The organism is Pseudomonas phoenicis (genome assembly GCF_047302395.1).
Lineage (GTDB): Bacteria > Pseudomonadota > Gammaproteobacteria > Pseudomonadales > Pseudomonadaceae > Aquipseudomonas.
The window spans coordinates 804,879-827,061 of record NZ_CP154852.1; the positions used below are offsets into that span (position 1 = coordinate 804,879).

19 protein-coding genes and 2 tRNA genes are annotated in these 22,183 nt (G+C 61.4%); 1 reads left to right on the forward strand and 20 read right to left on the reverse strand.

The features are described from left to right. Window positions 1-73: 73 nt before the first annotated feature. The 16 genes from AA0Z93_RS03935 to rlmE all read right to left on the reverse strand — a co-directional run bounded on the left by AA0Z93_RS03935 (window position 74) and on the right by rlmE (window position 16,257). Complete coding sequence (locus tag AA0Z93_RS03935) at window positions 74-433, reverse strand: BON domain-containing protein (protein ID WP_296265816.1); 360 nt, start codon at window positions 431-433, stop codon at window positions 74-76. A gap of 426 nt (window positions 434-859) precedes the next feature. Further along, window positions 860-2,965 (reverse strand): polyribonucleotide nucleotidyltransferase, encoded by a 2,106-nt coding sequence (gene pnp, locus AA0Z93_RS03940; RefSeq protein WP_314492157.1) that lies wholly within the window; start codon window positions 2,963-2,965, stop codon window positions 860-862. Between the two features lie 249 nt (window positions 2,966-3,214). Continuing rightward, window positions 3,215-3,484 carry a 30S ribosomal protein S15 gene (rpsO, locus tag AA0Z93_RS03945; protein ID WP_413046303.1) on the reverse strand — a complete coding sequence of 90 codons (270 nt, stop codon included), beginning with the start codon at window positions 3,482-3,484 and terminating at the stop codon, window positions 3,215-3,217. 175 nt (window positions 3,485-3,659) lie between these two features. Further along, on the reverse strand, window positions 3,660-4,577 hold the full coding sequence (gene truB, locus AA0Z93_RS03950; protein WP_413046302.1) for a tRNA pseudouridine(55) synthase TruB: 918 nt from the start codon (window positions 4,575-4,577) through the stop codon (window positions 3,660-3,662). A gap of 3 nt (window positions 4,578-4,580) precedes the next feature. Next, entirely contained in the window at window positions 4,581-4,982 is a 402-nt protein-coding gene (gene rbfA / locus AA0Z93_RS03955; RefSeq protein ID WP_413046301.1) for a 30S ribosome-binding factor RbfA, read from the reverse strand. A 115-nt stretch (window positions 4,983-5,097) separates the two neighbouring features. Next, window positions 5,098-7,620: a translation initiation factor IF-2 gene (infB, locus tag AA0Z93_RS03960; protein ID WP_413046300.1), complete on the reverse strand. Its 2,523-nt coding sequence runs from the start codon at window positions 7,618-7,620 to the stop codon at window positions 5,098-5,100. Between the two features lie 27 nt (window positions 7,621-7,647). Further along, window positions 7,648-9,129 carry a transcription termination factor NusA gene (gene nusA, locus AA0Z93_RS03965; RefSeq protein ID WP_413046298.1) on the reverse strand — a complete coding sequence of 494 codons (1,482 nt, stop codon included), beginning with the start codon at window positions 9,127-9,129 and terminating at the stop codon, window positions 7,648-7,650. Between the two features lie 59 nt (window positions 9,130-9,188). Beyond that, window positions 9,189-9,647: a ribosome maturation factor RimP gene (rimP, locus tag AA0Z93_RS03970; RefSeq protein WP_296267283.1), complete on the reverse strand. Its 459-nt coding sequence runs from the start codon at window positions 9,645-9,647 to the stop codon at window positions 9,189-9,191. A 130-nt stretch (window positions 9,648-9,777) separates the two neighbouring features. Then, window positions 9,778-9,854 (reverse strand) — tRNA-Met (locus tag AA0Z93_RS03975). Between the two features lie 98 nt (window positions 9,855-9,952). After that, window positions 9,953-10,038: transfer RNA gene (locus AA0Z93_RS03980), tRNA-Leu, on the reverse strand. Window positions 10,039-10,084: 46 nt separating this feature from the next. After that, window positions 10,085-10,477: a preprotein translocase subunit SecG gene (gene secG / locus AA0Z93_RS03985; RefSeq protein WP_413046297.1), complete on the reverse strand. Its 393-nt coding sequence runs from the start codon at window positions 10,475-10,477 to the stop codon at window positions 10,085-10,087. A 1-nt stretch (window position 10,478) separates the two neighbouring features. Continuing rightward, window positions 10,479-11,234 carry a triose-phosphate isomerase gene (gene tpiA / locus AA0Z93_RS03990; RefSeq protein ID WP_413046296.1) on the reverse strand — a complete coding sequence of 252 codons (756 nt, stop codon included), beginning with the start codon at window positions 11,232-11,234 and terminating at the stop codon, window positions 10,479-10,481. 66 nt (window positions 11,235-11,300) lie between these two features. Further along, window positions 11,301-12,641, reverse strand: coding sequence for a phosphoglucosamine mutase (gene glmM / locus AA0Z93_RS03995; RefSeq protein WP_413046295.1), 1,341 nt, complete (start codon window positions 12,639-12,641; stop codon window positions 11,301-11,303). Between the two features lie 17 nt (window positions 12,642-12,658). Beyond that, window positions 12,659-13,510 (reverse strand): dihydropteroate synthase, encoded by an 852-nt coding sequence (gene folP / locus AA0Z93_RS04000; protein ID WP_413046294.1) that lies wholly within the window; start codon window positions 13,508-13,510, stop codon window positions 12,659-12,661. Window positions 13,511-13,518: 8 nt separating this feature from the next. Then, the gene (ftsH, locus tag AA0Z93_RS04005; protein ID WP_413046293.1) at window positions 13,519-15,426 is read right to left on the reverse strand and encodes an ATP-dependent zinc metalloprotease FtsH; all 1,908 of its coding nucleotides are present in this window, start codon (window positions 15,424-15,426) and stop codon (window positions 13,519-13,521) included. Between the two features lie 207 nt (window positions 15,427-15,633). Next, window positions 15,634-16,257 carry a 23S rRNA (uridine(2552)-2'-O)-methyltransferase RlmE gene (gene rlmE / locus AA0Z93_RS04010; RefSeq protein WP_313739956.1) on the reverse strand — a complete coding sequence of 208 codons (624 nt, stop codon included), beginning with the start codon at window positions 16,255-16,257 and terminating at the stop codon, window positions 15,634-15,636. A gap of 101 nt (window positions 16,258-16,358) precedes the next feature. On the opposite strand from rlmE, the gene yhbY reads away from it, so the two are divergent. Then, a complete protein-coding gene (gene yhbY, locus AA0Z93_RS04015; RefSeq protein WP_296265841.1) occupies window positions 16,359-16,667 on the forward strand; it encodes a ribosome assembly RNA-binding protein YhbY in 309 nt (102 codons plus the stop codon). A 12-nt stretch (window positions 16,668-16,679) separates the two neighbouring features. Here yhbY and AA0Z93_RS04020 read toward each other — a convergent pair whose 3' ends face one another. From AA0Z93_RS04020 to carA, 4 genes are all read right to left on the reverse strand, one after another. After that, on the reverse strand, window positions 16,680-17,129 hold the full coding sequence (locus AA0Z93_RS04020) for an MFS transporter (protein ID WP_413046292.1): 450 nt from the start codon (window positions 17,127-17,129) through the stop codon (window positions 16,680-16,682). Next, entirely contained in the window at window positions 17,107-17,589 is a 483-nt protein-coding gene (gene greA, locus AA0Z93_RS04025) for a transcription elongation factor GreA (protein WP_413046291.1), read from the reverse strand. Before greA ends, AA0Z93_RS04020 begins: the two co-directional genes overlap by 23 nt. After that, complete coding sequence (gene carB / locus AA0Z93_RS04030; protein WP_413046290.1) at window positions 17,586-20,807, reverse strand: carbamoyl-phosphate synthase large subunit; 3,222 nt, start codon at window positions 20,805-20,807, stop codon at window positions 17,586-17,588. The genes greA and carB overlap by 4 nt, the downstream gene beginning before the upstream one ends. A gap of 105 nt (window positions 20,808-20,912) precedes the next feature. Next, window positions 20,913-22,049 (reverse strand): glutamine-hydrolyzing carbamoyl-phosphate synthase small subunit, encoded by a 1,137-nt coding sequence (gene carA / locus AA0Z93_RS04035; RefSeq protein WP_413046289.1) that lies wholly within the window; start codon window positions 22,047-22,049, stop codon window positions 20,913-20,915. Window positions 22,050-22,183 lie beyond the last annotated feature (134 nt).

A 22,183-nucleotide genomic window follows, 5' to 3' on the forward strand; every position in this document is an offset into this window, starting at 1 on the left:
CCTGAGACGCAAAAAACCCGGCACGAATGCCGGGTTTTTCATGTGGCCCGATCCATCGAGCCGAGCCGGAAGCTTACTGAGTTTTCAGCGCTTCGGTGGTGACGCTCTTCACGCCTTTGATCTTCTTGGTGATGGCAACGGCGGTAGTTTTCTGAGCTTCGGTCAGGGTAACGCCATCGTTTGTGGACAATGCAACTACACCGTGGGTGGTTTCAACGGTGATGTCCGAACCTGGGATGCCTTTCTCGGTCAGCAGGTCAGCCTTGACCTTGGTGGTGATCCAGGTGTCGCTGGTTTCTTGTTTGGCCTTGGTGACTTCACCGGCCGCCATCATCAGCGGGGCCTGGGAAGTTTGCTGGGCAGCGAATGCCGCGTTGGTCATGGTCAGGGTCAGAGCGGTAGCAGCGGCGGCAGCGATAGCGAACTTCTTCATACAAGACACTCCTGTTTTTCGAAAAGTCTGCGCCGTGGTTACCGGCTGCAGGTACTTAATAGATTGCAGAGGCTGTGCCAGGTTCAAATTTTAATAAATCGCAGTAAAAACAGTTAGTTAGCGCTTTTGCGAATTGGCACGTTCGTGCATTTTGCAAGCCGCAGTCAAATCCTGCATGCAAGATGCAAGTCCACGAATAGAAACGACAGCCAAAAGAAAGGGCCCCATCGAGACAATGCCAGTCAGTTAAGCGATTAGGGCCGCTTGGCGGCCCATCGCGGCTGAAGCCGCTCCAACAGGATATGCTTTTCCCTGTAGGAGCGGCTTCAGCCGCGATGGGCTGCAAAGCAGCCCCAATGAACACAACTTCAGCTTAACTGACCGGCATTGCCCCATGGGGCCCTTCGATTTACCGCACGATCAAGCTCACACGCCGGAGGATTTCGCCGCCGCCACGTCTTTGATCGACAGTTTGATACGGCCGCGGTTGTCCACATCCAGTACCAGCACTTCGACTTCCTGACCTTCCTTGAGCACGTCGGTAACCTTCTCTACGCGCTCGTTACTGAGCATGGAGATATGCACCAGGCCGTCTTTGCCCGGCAGGATGTTGACGAAAGCACCAAAGTCGACGATGCGCTCGACCTTGCCGACATAGATCTTGCCGATCTCGGCTTCGGCAGTGATGCCCAGTACGCGCTGACGTGCCGCTTCGGCCGCGTCCTTGGTCTCGCCGAAGATCTTGATCGAGCCATCGTCTTCGATGTCGATCGACGCTTTGGTCTCTTCGCAGATGGCACGGATGGTCGCGCCGCCTTTGCCGATGACGTCACGGATCTTGTCGGTGTCGATCTTCATCGCGATCATGGTCGGTGCGTTGGCCGACAGCTCGGTACGCGACTGGCCGATGATCTGGTTCATCTGGCCGAGGATGTTCAGGCGCGCTTCCAGGGCTTGGCCCAGGGCGATCTCCATGATCTCTTCGGTGATGCCGTTGATCTTGATGTCCATCTGCAGCGCAGTGACGCCCTTGGCGGTACCGGCCACTTTGAAGTCCATGTCGCCCAGGTGGTCTTCGTCACCGAGGATGTCGGTGAGGATGGCGAACTTCTCGCCTTCCTTGACCAGACCCATGGCGATACCGGCGACCGGTGCCTTCATCGGCACACCGGCGTCCATCAGGGCCAGGGAAGCGCCGCAGACCGAAGCCATGGAGCTGGAGCCGTTGGATTCGGTGATTTCCGACACCACGCGGATGGTGTACGGGAAGACGTCGGCACCCGGCAGCATGGCCTGGACCGAACGACGGGCCAGACGGCCGTGACCGATTTCGCGACGGCCTGCACCGCCCATGCGACCACACTCGCCTACCGAGAACGGTGGGAAGTTGTAGTGCAGCATGAAGGGGTCTTTCTTCTCGCCTTCGAGGGTGTCGAGCAGCTGTGCGTCACGCGCGGTACCCAGGGTCGCGACGACCAGGGCCTGGGTTTCGCCACGGGTGAACAGGGCCGAGCCATGGGTCTTGGGCAGAACGCCGACTTCGATGTTCAGCGGACGTACGGTCTTGGTGTCACGACCGTCGATACGTGGCTTGCCGTTGACGATGTTTTCGCGAACGGTGCGGTATTCGATTTCGCCGAAGATCTCTTTGACCTGGGCAGCCGAAGGCTGGCCTTCTTCGCCGGAGAACTTGGCGATCGCCTGGTCGCGCAGTTCGCCCAGACGGGCATAGCGGTCGGCCTTGACGGTGATGGTGTAGCCTTCGGAAACCGCTGCGCCGAACTCGGCGCGGATGGCGTCGAACAGTTCGGTGTTGGCGACGGCGGGTTTCCAGTCCCAGGTCGGCTTGGCGGCTTCGGCGGCCAGCTCTTTGACGGCCTTGATGACCGACTGGAATTCGTCGTGGGCGAACAGTACGGCGCCCAGCATCTGGTCTTCTGTCAGCTCTTGGGCTTCGGATTCGACCATCAGTACGGCGTCAGCGGTACCGGCGACGACCATGTCCAGGCTCGAGGCGGCCAGTTGCTCGTAGGTGGGGTTGAGCAGGTAGCCGGTGCTTTCATGGAAGGCGACACGGGCAGCGCCGATCGGGCCTTCGAACGGGATACCGGAAATGGCCAGGGCGGCCGAGGTGCCGATCATCGCGGCGATGTCCGGATCGGTCTTCTTGCTGGTGGAGACCACGGTGCAGACGACCTGCACTTCGTTCATGAAGCCTTCCGGGAACAGCGGACGGATCGGACGGTCGATCAGGCGCGAGGTCAGGGTCTCTTTCTCGGAAGGACGGCCTTCGCGCTTGAAGAAGCCGCCTGGGATTTTGCCGGCAGCGTAGGTTTTTTCCTGGTAGTGCACCGACAGGGGGAAGAAGCCCTTGCCTGGATCGGCTTGCTTGGCCCCGACCACGGTCACCAGCACGGTGACATCGTTATCGACGGTGACCAGTACGGCGCCGCTTGCCTGACGGGCAATGCGGCCGGTTTCTAGCGTGACGGTCGACTGACCGAACTGAAATTTCTTGATTACCGGGTTCACGGTTTCCTACCTTTTCAATGGCTCTGGGGGAACTGGTTTCTTGCGAATTCTTGGGCAGAACAGGGAATCGGCCCCGTTGACCGTCCAGATACAACACGAGGCTGGGAGCCTGACTGCCGCGCGGGAGAACCGCACGACAGGTTCAGACTGCCAACCTCGAAGAGATGCCGGGCGTGTCCGACGGCAGTGCTGATGTCCAGCACTGCCGACGACGGCGACACGCCCCGCACACCACTGGCCAGGCCGCTATTAGCGACGCAGGCCCAGACGACCGATCAGGGTGCTGTAACGCGTGGCGTCTTTGCCCTTCAGGTAGTCCAGCAGCTTACGACGCTGGTTGACCATACGAATCAGACCACGACGGGAGTGGTGGTCTTTGTCGTTGGCCTTGAAGTGGCCTTGCAGCTTGTTGATGTTGGCGGTCAGCAGAGCAACCTGCACTTCCGGGCTACCGGTGTCACCGGCGGCTTGCTGATAGTCGGCAACGATCTGAGCTTTTTCTACAACGCTGAGTGCCATTTGGCGTCTCCTGATAAACGGAACCCGCAAGCGGATCCCAATAGGCCGGGGGAAAACCCCGTATTGATAAAGAAGGCATGACCGCGCCTAATAACAGCCACCCTTTCATCCACAGGTTCGGGCCGAGGCCTAAACCTGTGGTTTCGGTCTATCCGACCGAATCACTCTGATCGAATCACTCCGACCGAATCAATCGACGCGGCGCAATGCGCCCGTCTTCGCTCACTTCACCGATACCGAGGAAGCGACCGCTGTCGTCCTGTACCCGAACCATGCCGAACTGCGGCGATTCGGGTGCCCGCACGGGTTGACCGTGCAGCCAGTAAAACGCGCTGTTGGCCGACAAGCATACCAGCGGCCAGTGCAAAAGACCGCTGTCCGATGGCATCAGGAAGCGGTCGAGCGCCTCGTTACCACCTTCGGCGTGAGCTTGCTCCAACGCTTCGAGGGTAACGGTCTGCGCCAACTCGAACGGCCCGGCGTGGGTGCGCCGCAGCTCGGCGACGTAGGCACCGCACCCCAAGGCTTCGCCCAGGTCTTCGACCAAGGTGCGAATATAGGTGCCTTTGGTGCAGCCTACAGACAGCCGCGCGCGGCTGCCTTCGCTCTCGAGCAGTTCGAGGCGCGTAATAGTAACAGAACGCGGCTCGCGCTCCACCACCTCTCCGGCACGCGCCAGCTTGTACAGCGGCTGCCCGTCACGCTTGAGCGCCGAGTACATGGGCGGTATCTGGCTGATCGGCCCGCGAAACGCCGGCAGAGCCGCTTCGATGTCGACGCGACCAACGGTCACTTCGCGGGTCTGCAACACCTCACCTTCGGCGTCGCCGGTGTTGGTGGTCTGCCCCAGCTGCATGACCGTCTCGTAGCCTTTGTCGGAATCGAGCAGGTATTGCGAGAACTTGGTCGCTTCACCGAAGCACAGCGGCAGGACACCGGTCGCCAGCGGATCGAGGCTACCGGTATGGCCGGCCTTCTCCGCATTGAGCAGCCAACGGACTTTCTGCAGGGCCGCGTTGGAGGTGAACCCCAGCGGCTTGTCGAGCAGGATGATGCCGCTGACGTTGCGGCGAATACGTTTGACCTGGGCCACCGCTTACTCCTTGTTGACGTCCGGCTCGTCTGCCTGGTGCAGACGGTCTTCGGCCACGGCACGCTCGATCAGCGCCGACAGATGGACGCCGCGGCTGACGCTTTCGTCGTAATGGAAGTGCAACTGCGGCACGCTGCGCAACTGCATCGCGCGACCCAGGTGCAAGCGCAGGAAGCTGGCGGCGCTGTTCAGCGCCTTAAGGCTCTGCGCCACGGCGGTGCCATCCTCGTCATCGCCCATGACGGTGATGAACACCTTGGCATGACCGAGGTCGCGGCTGACGTCGACGGCGGTGATGGTGACCAGCCCGACACGCGGGTCCTTGACTTCACGGCGGATCAGCTCGGCCAGCTCGCGCTGCATCTGATCGCCGATACGTTGGGTACGGCTATATTCTTTTGCCATTTTTGCTACCTGTATCTAAAGCGGCAAACGCCCGGCGAGGCGCGAGCCTGACCGGGCGTTACCTGGTGAGGCGCTGCCTGCCGCTGCGATGCGGAAGCTGCGCCCGGCACGACCCTTACAGGGTACGGGCCACCTGGACTTTCTCGAACACTTCGATCTTGTCGCCGACCTTGACGTCGTTGTAGCTCTTGACGCCAATACCGCACTCCATGCCGTTACGCACTTCGGCAGCATCGTCCTTGAAGCGACGCAGCGATTCCAGCTCGCCTTCGAAGATCACCACGTCGTCGCGCAGTACGCGGATCGGACGGTTGCGATAAACGATGCCTTCGATGACCATGCAGCCAGCGATGGCGCCGAACTTCGGCGAACGGAACACATCACGCACTTCGGCGACGCCCAGGATGTTCTCGCGAACATCGCTGCCGAGCATGCCGGTCAACGCTTTCTTGACGTCTTCGATGATGTCGTAGATCACGTTGTAGTAACGCATGTCCAGGCCTTCCTGCTCGACGATCTTGCGCGCGCCAGCATCGGCACGCACGTTGAAGCCGAACAGTACAGCGTTGGAGGCCAGCGCCAGGTTGGCATCGCTTTCGGTGATACCACCGACGCCGCCACCGACCACACGCACCTGCACTTCGTCGTTGCCCAGGCCGCCGAGCGAGCCTTGCAGCGCCTCGAGCGAGCCACGCACATCGGTCTTGAGCACGATGTTGAGGGTCTTCTTCTCTTCCTGACCCATGGTCTCGAAGATGTTTTCCAGCTTGCCGGCATGCGCACGGGCCAGCTTGACCTCGCGGTACTTGCCTTGACGGAACATGGCGACTTCGCGGGCTTTCTTCTCGTCCGCCACTACCGACAGCTCGTCACCGGCTTCCGGGGTGCCATCCAGGCCGAGAATCTCGACCGGGATCGACGGGCCGGCTTCCTTCACAGGCTTGCCGTTTTCGTCGAGCATGGCACGCACACGGCCATAATTGGAGCCGCACAGGACCATGTCGCCCTGACGCAGCGTACCGTCCTGAACCAGGATGGTAGCGACCGGGCCACGGCCCTTGTCCAGGCGCGATTCGACCACGACACCGCGACCGGGCGCGGTCGGCGTGGCGTTGAGCTCGAGAATCTCGGCTTGCAGCAACACGGCTTCGAGCAGTTCGTCGACACCGGTACCCATCTTCGCCGAAACCTTGACGAATGGCGTGTCGCCACCCCAGTCCTCGGAGGTCACGCCTTCGACGGACAGCTCGTTACGGATGCGGTCGAGGTCGGCACCGGGCTTGTCGATCTTGTTCACCGCGACCACCAGCGGAACGCCCGCGGCCTTGGCATGCTGCACCGCTTCGCGGGTTTGCGGCATGACACCGTCGTCGGCCGCCACCACCAGGATGACGATATCGGTCGCCTTGGCACCACGGGCACGCATCTGGGTAAACGCGGCGTGACCCGGGGTGTCGAGGAAGGTGACCATGCCACGGTCGGTTTCGACGTGGTAGGCACCGATGTGCTGGGTGATGCCACCGGCCTCGCCCGCAGCGACCTTGGCGCGACGGATGTAGTCGAGCAGCGAGGTCTTGCCGTGGTCGACGTGGCCCATGACGGTCACGACCGGCGCACGGGACTCGACCACGCCTTCGAACTTCAGCGACTCGGCCAGGGAGTCTTCCAACGCGCTGTCGCTGATCAGCGTGACCTTATGGCCCAGCTCATCGGCGATCAGCTGGGCAGTTTCCTGATCCAGCACCTGGTTGATGGTCACCGGAGTGCCCATCTTGAACATGAACTTGACGACTTCCGCACCCTTGACCGACATCTGCTGGGCAAGCTCGGAAACGGTGATGGTCTCACCGATGGTGACGTCACGCACGACCGGACCGGTCGGGCTCTGGAAGCCATGCTGATTACGCTTCTTCAGCTTGCTCTTGCCGCCACGGCCGCGACGCGCGCCATCGCTTTCTTCGTCGGTGGTACGTGGAGCGGCGCGCGGGGTCGGCGCCTTCTCCTTTTCCTTCACCTTGACCTTGATCGACACGCGCGGCGCTTCACCACGACGCTCGCCACCACGGCGGTCGTCTTCACGGGTGCGCGTCTCGTTGCGACGGGTCTCGTCCTTCTTGCGCTCGGCGGCACGTGCAGCGGCGTCGTCGGACACCGGCGCATTGGCCACGGCAGGGGCTGCGGCCGGTGCGGCAGCAGGCTTGGCCGCAGGCGCAGGGGCCTCGGTGGCCTGACGACGGCTCTGTTCTTCGGCGCGCTGCTGGTTCTGCGCTTCGCTCTTGGCGCGCTCGGCGTTTTCCGCCGCACGGCGCTCTTCGAGCTCACGTTTCTGCTCGGCCTGGATTTCTTCAGGGCTGCGCTGAACGAATACTTTCTTCTTGCGTACTTCTACGCTGATGCTCTTGCTACCGGCTACGCGCAGGGTGCTGGTGGTCTTACGCTGCAAGGTGATCTTGCGGGGTTCCTGCGCTTTGCTTTTGTGGCTGCTCTTCAAATGAGTCAGCAGAACCTGCTTCTCATTGTCGGTCACTACCTGACCGGCGTCGGTGTGCGGCAGACCCGCCTCACGCATCTGCTGCAGCAGGCGCTCTACCGGTGCCTCGACCTCTTGGGCCAGTTCTTTCACCGTGACTTGCGTCATGCATTTCTCTCCTCAGGCCACGCCTAATTACTCGAACCAGTGGGCTCGGGCGGCCATGATCAACTTGCCGGCACGCTCTTGGTCGATGCCGTCGATGTCGAGCAGGTCGTCAATCGACTGCTCGGCCAGGTCTTCGCGGTTAACCACACCGCGCACCGCCAGTTCCGCCGCCAGGTCCGGATCCATGCCCTCGAGGGAGAGCAGGTCTTCGGCCGGATGGGCGTCTGCCAGTTTTTCTTCGGTAGCGATGGCTTTGGTCAACAAACGGTCCTTGGCACGAGCGCGAAGCTCGTTGACGATTTCTTCGTCGAAGCCATCGATGTTGAGCATTTCTTCCAACGGTACGTAGGCAATTTCTTCGAGGCTGGTGAAGCCTTCGTCGACCAGCACTTGTGCCAGCTCCTCGTCGACTTCCAGTTCTTCAACGAAATTACGCAGGATGTCGCCAGTTTCTGCTTGCTGCTTGGCCTGGATATCCTTCTCGGTCATCACGTTCAGTGTCCAGCCGGTCAATTGACTGGCCAGGCGAACGTTCTGCCCGCCACGACCGATGGCCTGGGCGAGGTTGTCTTCGGCGACGGCGATGTCCATGGCATGGGCATCCTCATCAACGATGATCGCCGCGACTTCGGCCGGCGACATGGCGTTGATGACAAATTGTGCCGGGTTATCGTCCCACAGGACGATATCGACACGCTCGCCACCCAACTCGCCGGACACGGCTTGCACACGCGAACCGCGCATGCCGATACAGGCACCTTGCGGGTCGATGCGCTTGTCCTTGGAGCGGACGGCGATCTTGGCACGCGATCCCGGATCACGGGAGGCGGCCATGACTTCGATGAGGCCTTCGGCAATTTCCGGGACCTCGATGCGGAACAGCTCGATCAGCATCTGTGGCGCGGTGCGCGACAGGATTAGCTGAGGGCCGCGGTTTTCACTGCGAATTTCCTTGAGCAGTGCGCGCAAACGCACACCGACGCGGAAGGTTTCGCGGGGAATGATGTCTTCGCGGGCCAGCAATGCTTCGGCATTGTTGCCCAGGTCGACGATGATGTTGTCACGGGTGACTTTCTTGACGGTGCCGGAGATGATCTCGTTGACCCGCTCGCGGTAAGCGTCGACCACCTGGGCACGTTCGGCTTCGCGCACTTTCTGCACGATGACCTGCTTGGCGGTCTGGGCAGCGATACGACCGAACTCGATCGATTCGATCTTCTCTTCGATCACGTCGCCGACTTGGGCTTCGGGGTGGGTCAGGTGGGCCTTGGTCAGCCAGGTTTCGATCGCCGGATCGTCCAGCGCGTTTTCGTCGACCACGGTCCAGCGACGGAACGTCTCGTAGCTGCCGGTGTGGCGGTTGATTTCCACACGCAGATCGACTTCGTCTTCAAAACGTTTCTTGGTTGCGGTCGCCAGCGCTACTTCCAGCGCCTCGAAAATCACACCAGGGGGTACACCCTTCTCGTTGGATACCGATTCAACAACCAGCAGTACTTCTTTGCTCATCGTACGCCTCGCCTTGCGCAAGCCATTGGACCCGTATGATCCAGCGGGCCCGGCACGTCTCAGTCAAAACTGGGAATAATATTGGCCTTGTCGATCGAGTCGATCGGCAACAGGAATTCGTTCTGGTCCACCTGGACCACCACATCCTGGTCCTCTACGCCGCGGAGGAGGCCTTGGAAGTTGCGACGGCCCTCGAAGGGCGTACGCAGCTTGATCTTCACTTGTTCGCCGGCATGCGAGGCGAACTGTTCCAACGTGAACAGCGGGCGATCCATACCGGGTGAAGACACCTCGAGGGCGTACTCACTGCTGATCGGATCTTCAACATCAAGCACACCGCTGATCTGGCGGCTGACGGCTTCGCAGTCCTCCACCATGATCCCGCCTTCCTTGTCGATGTAGACACGCAACACCGTGTGCTTGCCCTGGGAGATGTATTCGATCCCCCAGCATTGAAAGCCCAGACCCTCGACAACCGGGGCCAACAAGGCCTGCAACTGTTCTAGCTTGCTCGACACCTGAACCCCCTCGTGCATGCTGTGCAAATAAAAAATGGGCGAAACGCCCATCCCTGGAGACGCCATCGGGACAACGGCGTCGAAACTGTTCGGCTAGCAAAAAGCCCCTGAAAAGGGGCTTCGCTGAAGCTGGTTGCGGGGGCTGGATTTGAACCAACGACCTTCGGGTTATGAGCCCGACGAGCTACCAAGCTGCTCCACCCCGCGACAAAGCTGGGGCAAAAGTATAAGACTGAACCCTGCTCAGGGTCAATCCGACCTCCACCTGCAAGAAAGCCCGCTACAGCGGGCTCTCATGCTTCAATTGGTACCGAGAAGGGGACTCGAACCCCTACACCCTATGGGCACAACCACCTCAAGGTTGCGTGTCTACCAATTCCACCACCTCGGCAATACTACATTTGAAACCCGTGACGCTTATTGCATTGTGTAACTTGTTACTTTTGTTCTTCAGCGGGAGGAGGTACATCACCTTGTTGGGTGGTTTCGCTCTTCTGCTCTTTCAGAACAGGTACATCGTCATTGACCGCAGGCTTTGGATCTTTAACTTCAAGAACCGCTGGATCTGGCAAACCGGCTTGGGAAAGCTGGTGAGCTTGCTGCTTTGCGAAGTATCCTAACCCAAGTGCGGTCAGAAAGAAAGTAGCAGCGAGTATACCGGTCAATTTACTTAGGAACGTCGCCGAACCTTGACTTCCGAATACAGTATTAGAAGCACCTGCACCAAAAGAAGCACCGGCTTCAGCACCTTTACCCTGCTGCATCAACACCAGCGCTACTACCGACAGCGCGGCCAACAGATGAAAAACAACTACGACTGTTTCCAGCATTTCAGTTTCCTGCGGCGCGACAAATTGCACCGAATTCGTCTGCGTTCAAGGAAGCCCCACCAACGAGCCCCCCATCGATATCCGGCATGCCGAACAATTCGGCGGCATTGGACGCTTTTACGCTACCGCCGTAGAGCAGCTGGACACGAGCTGCGACTTCGGCATCTTCTTTCGCCAACTGCGCGCGAATAGCCGCGTGTACATCCTGGGCTTGCTGAGGCGAGGCCGTAAGGCCCGTGCCGATGGCCCAGACAGGCTCATAAGCGATCACCGCATTGGCAAAGACGGCAACACCGAACGTATCGATGATGCTGCTCAGTTGACGCTCGACAACTTCGAGCGTCTTGCCCGCTTCACGCTCTTCAAGGGTTTCCCCAATGCAGAGCACCGGCTTCAAACCACAGGCTTGTGCGGCTGCAAACTTCTGCTGAAGAACGTTCTCGCTTTCGCCCATGACCTGGCGACGCTCCGAATGACCTACCAGCACCAACTTGCAACCCAGTTCAGCCAATTGACTCGGAGCAACTTCCCCAGTCAACGCGCCCTGCTCGGGCTGTATTGCAGAATTCTGTGCACCTACGGTGATTCCACTGCCTTGAAGCCCATCGATTACTTGGCCGATGTGCAACGAAGAAGGAAATACCGCAACTTCGACCTCACCCGATCGAGGCAACTTTCGCAGCCCTTCGAGCAGTTCAGCGACACCGGCGCGGGTACCGTGCATTTTCCAGTTACCAGCTACCATGGGGCGGCGCATGCTTTACCTCGCAGGTCGAAGTGGGCGCAGATATTACCCAACCAGAAACGCCCTGGCAAGCGTCTTTCAAGCACAGACTTGTTCGACGAGCCTGGCCAGCGCTTCGGCATGGCGGCGCACCTGAATTTCGTCATCACCTTCGACCATCACGCGCACCAGCGGCTCGGTACCGGACTTGCGCAACAGCACGCGACCACGGCCGGCCATGGCTTCGGTAGCCTCGGCGCTGGCCTGCTGCACGGCAGGGTTTTCCAATGGATCGTCCTGACCAGCGGCGAAGCGTACGTTGATCAATACCTGCGGGCACTTGCGCACGCCTTGTCGCGCCTGAGCCAGGGTTTCGCCGCGACGCTTGAGGGCCATGAGCACCTGCAGCGCAGCGATGATCGCATCGCCGGTCGTGGTGTGGTTGCAGCACACCACGTGCCCCGAGTTTTCGCCGCCCAACTGCCAATCGCGCTCCAGCAGTTCGGCCATGACGTAACGGTCGCCGACCTTGGCGCGGGCGAAGGGAATGTCCAGATCCTTGAGCGCCAGCTCCAGGCCCAGGTTGCTCATCAGCGTGCCCACCACACCGCCTTGCAACTTGCCACGGGCCTGAAGATCGCGCGCGATGACGAACAACAACTCGTCGCCATCGACGATCGCACCGGTATGGTCGACCATCAGCACGCGGTCGCCATCACCGTCGAAAGCGATCCCTAAGTCGGCATGGCCGACCAGCACCGCGGCCTGCAACGATTCGATGTGCGTCGAGCCACAGGCTTCGTTGATGTTCAAGCCGTCCGGCTGGGCATGCAGCACGGTGACGTCGGCACCCAGTTCCTTGAACACGCTGGGCGCGACTTTGTAGGTCGCGCCGTGGGCACAGTCGACCACCAACTTGAGCCCTTCGAAGCTGGTACCGGTCGGCACGCTGCCCTTGCAGAATTCGATGTAGCGCCCGGCGGCGTCGTTGATGCGCGACACCTTGCCAAGCTTGGTCGACTCCACCACCGTCATCGGCTGGTCGAGCAGCTCTTCGATCATCAGCTCGATGTCGTCCGGCAGCTTGGTGCCTTTGCCCGAGAAGAACTTGATGCCGTTGTCGTCATGCGGGTTGTGCGAAGCGCTGATGACGATGCCCGCTTCGGCATGGAAGGTGCGCGTGAGGTAGGCGATGGCAGGCGTGGGCATCGGCCCCAACAGCATGACATCGGCACCGGCCGCGGACAGCCCGGCCTCCAGTGCGGACTCGAACATGTAGCCGGAGATACGCGTGTCCTTGCCGACCAATACGCGGCAATGGCCGAGTTTGCGGAACGCCATGCCTGCCGCCCACCCCAGCTTGAGCATGAAATCCGGGGTAATGGGGAACTGCCCGACGCGACCACGAATGCCGTCGGTGCCGAAGTATTTTCTGCTCATGTGAAACTCCAGTTGTTCTATTCGGCGTTCTGCACTGCGGCGATCATTCGCACCACGTCGACGGTTTCTGCCACATCATGGACACGCAGGATGCTCGCGCCCTTGGTCATGGCGAGCGCCGCGAGCGCCAAGCTACCGTACAGGCGCTCGTCCACAGGCCGCTGCAAGGTCAGGCCGATCATGCTTTTGCGCGACACTCCGACCAGCAAGGGGCGGTGCAGTTCCTCAAGCGCTTTCAGGTGCTTGAACAGGCTGAGGTTGTGCTCGAGCGTCTTGGCGAAACCGAAACCGGGGTCGAGGATGATCCGCTCCACTGGAATGCCGGCTGCGCCACACACCGCCATGCGCTGCTGCAAGTAGGCACGCACCTCTGCCGTGACATCGGTGTAATGGGGAGCGTCCTGCATCGTACCCGGCTCGCCACGCATGTGCATCAGGCAGACCGGCAGGCCGGTCGCCGCCGCAGCGGCCAATGCACCCTCACGCTCGAGCGCACGCACATCGTTGATCAGGCCTGCGCCCACACGCGCCGATTCGAGCATGACTTCAGGGGTCGAGGTATCGACCGAGATCACCACGTCCAGGCGTGCCGCAATGGCCTCGACCATAGGCACGACACGCTCCAGCTCTTGCGCCGCCGTGACAGGATCGGCACCAGGCCGAGTCGACTCGCCACCGATATCGATCAGCGTAGCGCCGGCCTCCACCATCGCCTGTGCGTGGAACAGCGCCTGGTCACGTCGTGCGAAGCGCCCACCGTCCGAGAAGGAATCGGGGGTGACGTTGAGGATACCCATGACATGGGTGCGGGAAAGGTCCAAAACCCGATTGCCGCAAGGCAACCGGGTGGAATACTGCGGGAAGGTCATAGAAGCCCTTAGTGATGAGCGGCTGGACCGCCAATCGGGGACTCTGGGCGATCGCCCTGGGGAGCCGGGGTACCGGAATCGCCTGCGTCGTTGTCCCAGTCGCGCGGTTCACGCGGCGTGCGGCCAGCCATGATGTCGTCGATCTGCTCGGCGTCGATGGTCTCGTACTTCATGAGCGCATCGGCCATGGCGTCGAGCTTGTCGCGATTGTCGGTCAGGATCTGCTGCGCCGTGGAATAGCACTGGTCGATGATGCTGCGCACTTCCGAGTCGATCAGCTTGGCCGTCTCACCGGACACGCTGGCCTGCTGCGAACCGCCGCCACGACCCAGGAAGACTTCGCCTTCCTCTTCGGCGTACATCAGCGGCCCGAGCTTTTCCGACAGGCCCCATTTCGTGACCATGTTCCGAGCGATCTGGCTGGCACGCATGATGTCGTTCGAAGCGCCGGTGGTGACACCATCGAAACCAAGGGTCATTTCTTCGGCGATACGGCCGCCGTACAGCGAGCAGATCTGGCTGATCAGCGCGCGCTTGGACAGGCTGTACCGATCTTCCTCGGGCAGGAACATGGTCACGCCCAGGGCTCGACCGCGTGGAATGATCGAAACCTTGTACACCGGATCGTGTTCGGGAACGATGCGCCCCACGATGGCATGACCTGCTTCGTGGTAAGCGGTATTACGTTTTTCCTTCTCGGACATGACCATGGTCTTGCGCTCGGCGCCCATCATGATCTTGTCTTTGGCCAACTCGAACTCTTTCATCTCGACCAGGCGTTTGCCGGAGCGGGCCGCGAACAGCGACGCTTCGTTGACCAGGTTGGCGAGGTCGGCGCCGGAGAAGCCGGGCGTACCGCGGGCGATGACCGCAGGGTTGACGTTGTCGCCTGCCGGCACCTTGCGCATGTGGACTTTGAGGATCTGCTCACGGCCGCGGATGTCCGGTAGCCCGACCACCACCTGGCGGTCGAAACGACCAGGACGCAGCAGCGCCGGGTCGAGCACGTCAGGACGGTTGGTCGCGGCGATGACGATGATGCCATCGTTCATCTCGAAGCCGTCCATTTCCACCAGCAACTGGTTCAGGGTCTGTTCACGCTCGTCGTGACCACCGCCCATGCCAGCGCCACGGTGACGGCCGACTGCGTCGATTTCATCGATGAAGATGATGCACGGTGCATGCTTCTTGGCTTGCTCGAACATGTCGCGGACACGGCTGGCGCCCACACCGACGAACATCTCCACGAAGTCGGAACCGGAAATGGTGAAGAACGGCACCTTGGCTTCGCCTGCGATAGCCTTGGCCAACAGGGTTTTACCGGTACCGGGCGGGCCGACCATCAGCACGCCGCGAGGGATACGACCGCCCAAGCGCTGGAACTTGCCCGGGTCGCGCAGGAATTCGACCAGTTCGCCCACTTCTTCCTTGGCCTCGTCGCAGCCAGCGACGTCGGACAAAGTGGTCTTCACCTGGTCCTCGGAGAGCAGGCGCGCCTTGCTCTTGCCGAAGCTCATCGGGCCGCCCTTGCCGCCTGCGCCGCCCTGCATCTGGCGCATGAAGAACATGAACACCGCGATGATCACCAGGATCGGGAAGCTGGCTACCAGCAGTTGGGTCCAGATGCTTTGCTGCTCGGGCTGCTTGCCTTCCACGACGACGTTGTTGTCGACAAGGTCGCCAATCAGACCGTTGTCGGCAATGGCCGGACGGATGGTCTTGAAGGTGTCGCCATCGGAGCGTTTGCCGTTGATGACGGCGCCGTCGACCGTGACGCGCTCGACCTTACCGTCCTTGACTTGCTGGATGAAGTCGGAATAGTTGAGGGTCTGCGGCTCGTTCGGGCTGGAGAAGTTGTTCATCACCGTCACCAGGACGGCTGCGATGATCAACCACAGGATCAGATTCTTTGCCATGTCGTTCAATTAGCTACCCTCTGAGGTCGGCGCACGACGCGGCCGTGCCTCGCATGATATACAGCGCCCTAACTTACTACATCGCCCACGCGTTGGCAGGCGCCGTCTGTAACCCTTTGTGAAATGAAGACTACACGAAGTTCAGACATTGCTGACGCGAGGGCCGATTGGAAATAACTATTACCTACCGAGCCTACGCCCTCCTCCTCAACCCTTGAAGCCCTTGCCGAGCAGATATTGCTCGCGGGAACGGTCACGGGAGGACGACGGTTTGCGCATCTGCACCTTGTCGAACCGGCTGCGCACATCCTTTAGATACGCGTCGAAGCCTTCACCCTGGAAAATCTTGATCAGGAAGTCGCCGCCCGGGCGCAATACCCGGCTGGCCAGGTCCAGTGCCAATTCGCACAGGAACATGGCCCGTGGCATATCGACCTCCGGCGTACCACTCATGTTTGGGGCCATATCGGAAATCACAAGGTCGACGTGCGAATCGCCGACGGCCTGCAGGATCTGTTCGAGCACCGCGTCATGGGTGAAATCGCCATGGATGAAGGTGACATCGGGGATCGAGTCCATCTCCAGGATGTCCGAGGCGATCAAACGCCCCTGCCCGCCAATCAGACGACTGGTCACCTGCGACCAGCCACCTGGCGCCGCGCCCAGGTCGATGACGCTCATGCCAGGGCGGATCAGCCGGTCCTTTTCCTGGATCTCCAGCAGCTTGTAGCTGGCCCGGGAACGGTAGCCGTCCTTCTGCGCCTGTTTGACGAAAGGGTCGTTGAAATGCTCACGCAGCCAGTTTTGACTGCTTTTGGAACGTTGCGCCACGGGGCACCTCGATGATATGCGTGGTGATTGACTGGGCGAGCCAGGGGCCCTCGGGTAAAATGCCGGTCAATTTTACAGAATCAGACGAAAAGGGTCAGATTATGCCGCTCAATAACGAGCAGAAGAAGCAGTTCAAGTCCATTGGTCACGACCTCAAGCCGGTTCTGATCATCGCCGGCAACGGCCTGAATGAGGGTGTGGTGGCCGAGCTGGAAAGGGCCCTGGCCGACCACGAGCTGATCAAAGTGGAAATCCGTTCCGAAGATCGCGAAGAGCGTGCGGCCACCATTGCCGCGCTGTGCAAGGCCGGCCGCGCCGAGCTGGTGCAGACCATCGGCAAGAAGGCGCTGGTCTATCGCAAGAATCCGCAGCCGAACAAGCAGCTGTCCAACGTCCACCGCTACAAGTAACGGCGGCCCCGATCAGCGGCGCGGACTACGCGCCCTGACCGGCACGGGCTGGGCCACCAGCACGATGCCGGAAAAGCCCAGCACCAGAAAACAGAACATCTGCCAGCGCTCGCCTACGGAGACGCCGTAGCGCAACGTGTAATACGCCACGCAGGCACTGAAACCGAGCAACAACATCTGTCCGCGGAACTGCCGCCACCAGGCCGCCAGACCTTCCACCTTCGCCAATACCGCCAGCTGGGTCAGTAGCCCGAGCAACGCCACGCCGACCAACCAACGGTCGATCTGCCCGGCGACGTCCTGCACCAGCAAGGGTGCCAGCCCGGACACCTTCAGCGCAGGCACCAACCCCACGTGAAACACCCACAGGCCACCGACCCAGAATACCTGGGCCAGTTGCCAGAGGATGCCTTCGAGCGACGGCGCCCGCAGGCGTCGATCAGATGTGCTGGACTTCGACAATCTCGTACTCGACCGTGCCGCTGGGCGTCTTGATGACGACGACGTCGCCTTCTTCCTTGCCGATGATGGCCCGAGCGATGGGCGCACTGGCCGAGATCTTGCCCTGCTTGATGTTGGCTTCGTCCTCACCGACGATCTGGTACTTCACACGGTCGTCGGTCTCGGTGTTGGCCAGCTCCACGGTGGTGCCGAAGATCACCTTGCCGGAATGCGGAATCGTAGTCACGTCGATGATGACCGCGTTCTGCATGCGGCCCTCGATGTCGCGAATCCGCGCCTCGACCATGCCCTGCTCTTCGCGGGCGGCATGGTATTCGGCGTTTTCCTTGAGGTCGCCCAGCTCGCGCGCTTCACCGATCGCCTGGCTCAGGCGCGGGCGCTCGGTCTTGCTCAGGAACAGGTGCTCCTCTTCCAGGGCGCGAGCGCCCTGGACGGTCATCGGGTACTTGGTAATGCTCATGCGTTCAACCCTGCGTGCAGATCCTGCAAGCGGCGAACGGTCTTTTCCGGACCGAATTTCAGCGCTTCACAGATGGCTTCACCCGCGGCAATGGTGGTCGTGCAGTAGATCTTGTGCTGCAGCGCATTGCGACGGATCGAGTACGAGTCGGCGATCGACTGGCGACCTTCGGTGGTGTTGATGATCAACGACACTTCGTCGTTCTTGATCATGTCGACCACGTGTGGGCGGCCTTCGGTCACCTTGTTGACACGGCGGACCTTCAAGCCGGCCTCTTCGATCACCTTGGCGGTGCCGGCGGTGGCCACGACTTCGAAGCCCAGGGCGATCAGGTCACGGGCGACGGCCGCCACTTGTGGCTTGTCGTCGTCGCGCACGCTGATGAACGCGGTACCGCCGGTCGGCAGCACTTCGCTGGCACCCATCTGTGCCTTGGCGAAGGCTTCGCCGAAGCTGTCGCCGACGCCCATGACTTCGCCGGTGGATTTCATCTCAGGGCCGAGGATCGGGTCAACCCCTGGGAACTTGGCGAACGGGAAGACGGCTTCCTTGACGCTGTAGAAGTTGGGGATGATTTCCTGGGTGAAGCCCAGTTCCTTGAGCGATTTGCCGGCCATGACGCGGGCCGCGATCATCGCCAGCGACGTGCCGATGCACTTGGACACGAACGGCACGGTACGCGACGCGCGCGGGTTGACTTCGATCACGTAGATCTTGTCGCCCTGCAACGCCAGCTGCACGTTCATCAGGCCCACGACGCCCAGCTCCAGGGCCATCTTGGCGACCTGCTCGCGCACCTGGTCCTGCACCTCCTTGCTCAGGGAGTAAGGCGGCAGCGAGCAGGCCGAGTCACCGGAGTGCACGCCGGCCTGTTCGATGTGCTGCATGATCGCGCCGATGACCACGTCGGTGCCGTCGCACACCGCATCCACGTCCATCTCGATGGCGCAGTTGAGGAAGTGGTCGAGCAGCACCGGGCTATCGTTGGACACCTGTACCGCTTCGCGCAGGTAGCGCTTGAGCTCGTCCAGCTCGTAGACGATCTCCATGGCGCGACCGCCCAGCACGTAGGAAGGACGCACCACCAGCGGATAGCCGATGTCGCCGGCCGCGCGGATGGCTTCTTCTTCGCTGCGCACGGTGGCGTTCGGCGGCTGCAGCAGGTTCAGGCGCTGCACCATCTGCTGAAAGCGCTCGCGGTCTTCGGCGCGGTCGATCGCATCGGGGCTGGTACCGATGATCGGCACGCCGGCTTCTTCCAGGGCGCGGGCCAGTTTCAGCGGGGTCTGCCCGCCGTAATGGACGATCACGCCTTTGGGTTTCTCGACGCGGCAGACTTCGAGCACGTCTTCCAGGGTCAGCGGCTCGAAGTACAGGCGATCGGAGGTGTCGTAGTCGGTGGAGACGGTTTCCGGGTTGCAGTTGACCATGATGGTCTCGTAGCCGTCTTCACGCAGCGCCAGAGCCGCGTGCACGCAGCAGTAGTCGAACTCGATGCCTTGGCCGATACGGTTGGGGCCGCCACCCAGGATCATGATCTTGTCGCGGGTCGACGGGTTGGCCTCGCACTCTTCCTCGTAGGTGGAGTACAGGTAGGCGGTGTCGGTGGCGAACTCGGCGGCGCAGGTGTCGACGCGCTTGTAGACCGGGAACACTTCCAGCTTGTGGCGGTGACGGCGCAGGTTCTTGTCGGTGATGCCCAGCAGCTTGGCCAGGCGCTGGTCCGAGAAGCCCTTGCGCTTGAGGCGCAGCATGTAGTCCTTGTCGATCGCCGACAGGCCCAGGGTCTTGACCTTCTCTTCTTCCTTGATCAGGTCTTCCATCTGCACCAGGAACCACAGATCGATGCCGGTCAGGGCGAAGATCTCGTCGCAGGTCATGCCCGAACGCAGGGCGTCGGCCACGTACCAGATGCGCTCGGCGCCCGGCACGGTCAGCTCGCGCTTGAGGATGCCGGCGGCTTCCGCGCTGGCCAGGTCGACTTTCGGGTCCAGACCGCAGGCGCCGACTTCCAGGCCGCGCAAGGCTTTCTGCAGGGATTCCTGGAAGGTACGACCGATGGCCATGACTTCACCGACCGACTTCATCTGCGTAGTCAGGCGGGCGTCGGCCTTGGGGAATTTCTCGAAGGCGAAGCGTGGCAGCTTGGTGACCACGTAGTCGATCGACGGCTCGAAGGACGCCGGAGTGCGGCCGCCGGTGATGTCGTTCTGCAGTTCGTCGAGGGTGTAACCGACGGCCAGCTTGGCGGCGATCTTGGCGATCGGGAAGCCGGTGGCCTTGGAGGCCAGTGCCGAAGAGCGCGAGACGCGCGGGTTCATCTCGATCACGACCATGCGCCCGGTATCCGGGCAGATGCCGAACTGCACGTTGGAACCGCCGGTTTCCACACCGATCTCACGCAGCACCGCCAGCGAGGCGTTGCGCATGATCTGGTATTCCTTGTCGGTCAGGGTCTGTGCCGGGGCGACGGTGATCGAGTCGCCGGTGTGCACACCCATCGGATCGAAGTTCTCGATGGAGCAGACGATGATGCAGTTGTCCTTCTTGTCGCGGACCACCTCCATCTCGTATTCCTTCCAGCCGATCAGCGATTCGTCGATCAGCAGTTCCTTGGTCGGCGACAGGTCCAGACCGCGGGTGCAGATCTCTTCGAATTCTTCACGGTTGTAGGCGATGCCGCCACCGGTGCCGCCCATGGTGAAGGACGGACGGATGATGCACGGGAAGCCGAGCTTCTCGAGCACCGCGTTGGCCTCTTCCATGCTGTGGGCGATACCCGAGCGCGGGCACTCCAGGCCGATGTCCTTCATGGCCTTGTCGAAGCGCGAGCGGTCTTCGGCCTTGTCGATGGTGTCGGCGTTGGCGCCGATCATCTCGACCCCGAACTTCTCCAGCACGCCGTGGCGCTCCAGGTCCAGGGCGCAGTTCAGCGCGGTCTGGCCGCCCATGGTCGGCAGTACGGCGTCGGGGCGTTCTTTTTCGATGATCTTGGCCACCGATTGCCACTTGATCGGCTCGATGTAGGTGGCGTCGGCCATGGCCGGGTCGGTCATGATGGTGGCCGGGTTGGAGTTCACCAGAATGACGCGGAAACCTTCCTCGCGCAGGGCCTTGCAGGCCTGGGCGCCGGAGTAGTCGAATTCGCAGGCCTGGCCGATCACGATCGGGCCAGCGCCGAGAATCAGGATGCTTTTGATGTCTGTACGTTTTGGCATGGTGGTCACTCAGTTGCGCGGGTCAGTGGGCAAGCCGTCTTCAACACTCTGTTCAGGCGCGTCCGGACGCGGCGCGAGCCGGTCCGGGGCCTGCAAGCAGGTGGCTCAGCGGCGCTTGGCCATGGCATCGATGAAACGATCGAACAGCGGCGCGACGTCGGTCGGGCCTGGGCTCGCTTCAGGGTGACCCTGGAAGCTGAACGCGCTCTTGTCGGTGCGCTCGATGCCTTGCAGGGTACCGTCGAACAGCGACTTGTGGATGGCGCGCAGGTTGCTCGGCAAGGTGGCTTCGTCGACGGCGAAACCGTGGTTCTGGCTGGTGATCATGACCACGCCGGTGTCCAGATCCTGGACCGGGTGGTTGGCACCGTGGTGGCCCAGGTCCATCTTCACGGTCTTGGCGCCGGAAGCCAGGGCCAGCAGCTGGTGGCCGAGGCAAATGCCGAACACCGGGACGTCGGTTTCCAGCACGTCCTGGATCGCCTTGATCGCGTAGTCGCATGGCTCCGGATCGCCCGGGCCGTTGGACAGGAACACGCCGTCCGGGCTCAGGGCCAGCACGTCGCTGGCTGGGGTCTGTGCCGGCACCACGGTGACGCGGCAACCGCGCGCGACCAGCATGCGCAGGATGTTGACCTTCACGCCGTAGTCGAAGGCCACCACGTGGTAGGGCAGTTGCTCGGCTTCAATGGTGGCGTGGCTGTCGGTTTTCAGTTCCCAGACGCTGGAGCGCCACTCGTAGCGCTCGGTGGTGGACACGACCTTGGCCAGGTCCATGCCCTTGAGGCCCGGAAACGCGCGGGCGGCGGCGATGGCGGCTTCTTCGGTGATGTCGTCACCGGCCAGGATGCAACCGTTCTGGGCGCCCTTCTCACGCAGCAGGCGCGTCAGGCGACGGGTGTCGATGCCGGCGATGGCGACCACGCCATTGGCCTTGAGGTAGTCCGGCAGCGACTGCTTGTTGCGCCAGTTGCTGGCCAGCAGCGGCAGGTCACGGATGACCAGACCGGCCGACCACACGCGGTTCGACTCGGCATCTTCCGGCGTGGTGCCGGTGTTGCCGATGTGCGGGTAAGTCAGGGTGACGATCTGCTGGGCGTAGGACGGGTCTGTAAGAATTTCCTGGTAGCCGGTCATAGCGGTGTTGAACACCACCTCACCAACGGTCTGGCCGTCGGCCCCAATGGCTTCACCGCGAAAAATGCTGCCATCGGCAAGGGCGAGTATGGCTGGCTTAGTCAAGAAGACCTCCCGTAGATAAAACCTGAAAGGGCGATCGCAGGTTGCAAAAAAGCGGAATGACGTATGGATACGTCACCCCGCTTTCTATGCTGATACTGGTTCATTCTGCCTGCGCGCTTTTAGTGGACACACTA

What these genes read in the sequence shown, in the direction of transcription:
- AA0Z93_RS03935 (WP_296265816.1), bottom strand. Translation starts at nt 433, where the DNA reads ATGAAGAAGTTCGCTATCGCTGCCGCCGCTGCTACCGCTCTGACCCTG.
- rpsO (WP_413046303.1), bottom strand. Translation starts at nt 3,484, where the DNA reads ATGGCACTCAGCGTTGTAGAAAAAGCTCAGATCGTTGCCGACTATCAG.
- rbfA (WP_413046301.1), bottom strand. Translation starts at nt 4,982, where the DNA reads ATGGCAAAAGAATATAGCCGTACCCAACGTATCGGCGATCAGATGCAG.
- infB (WP_413046300.1), bottom strand. Translation starts at nt 7,620, where the DNA reads ATGACGCAAGTCACGGTGAAAGAACTGGCCCAAGAGGTCGAGGCACCG.
- nusA (WP_413046298.1), bottom strand. Translation starts at nt 9,129, where the DNA reads ATGAGCAAAGAAGTACTGCTGGTTGTTGAATCGGTATCCAACGAGAAG.
- secG (WP_413046297.1), bottom strand. Translation starts at nt 10,477, where the DNA reads ATGCTGGAAACAGTCGTAGTTGTTTTTCATCTGTTGGCCGCGCTGTCG.
- tpiA (WP_413046296.1), bottom strand. Translation starts at nt 11,234, where the DNA reads ATGCGCCGCCCCATGGTAGCTGGTAACTGGAAAATGCACGGTACCCGC.
- glmM (WP_413046295.1), bottom strand. Translation starts at nt 12,641, where the DNA reads ATGAGCAGAAAATACTTCGGCACCGACGGCATTCGTGGTCGCGTCGGG.
- folP (WP_413046294.1), bottom strand. Translation starts at nt 13,510, where the DNA reads ATGACCTTCCCGCAGTATTCCACCCGGTTGCCTTGCGGCAATCGGGTT.
- ftsH (WP_413046293.1), bottom strand. Translation starts at nt 15,426, where the DNA reads ATGGCAAAGAATCTGATCCTGTGGTTGATCATCGCAGCCGTCCTGGTG.
- yhbY (WP_296265841.1), top strand. Translation starts at nt 16,359, where the DNA reads ATGCCGCTCAATAACGAGCAGAAGAAGCAGTTCAAGTCCATTGGTCAC.
- greA (WP_413046291.1), bottom strand. Translation starts at nt 17,589, where the DNA reads ATGAGCATTACCAAGTACCCGATGACCGTCCAGGGCGCTCGCGCCCTG.
- carB (WP_413046290.1), bottom strand. Translation starts at nt 20,807, where the DNA reads ATGCCAAAACGTACAGACATCAAAAGCATCCTGATTCTCGGCGCTGGC.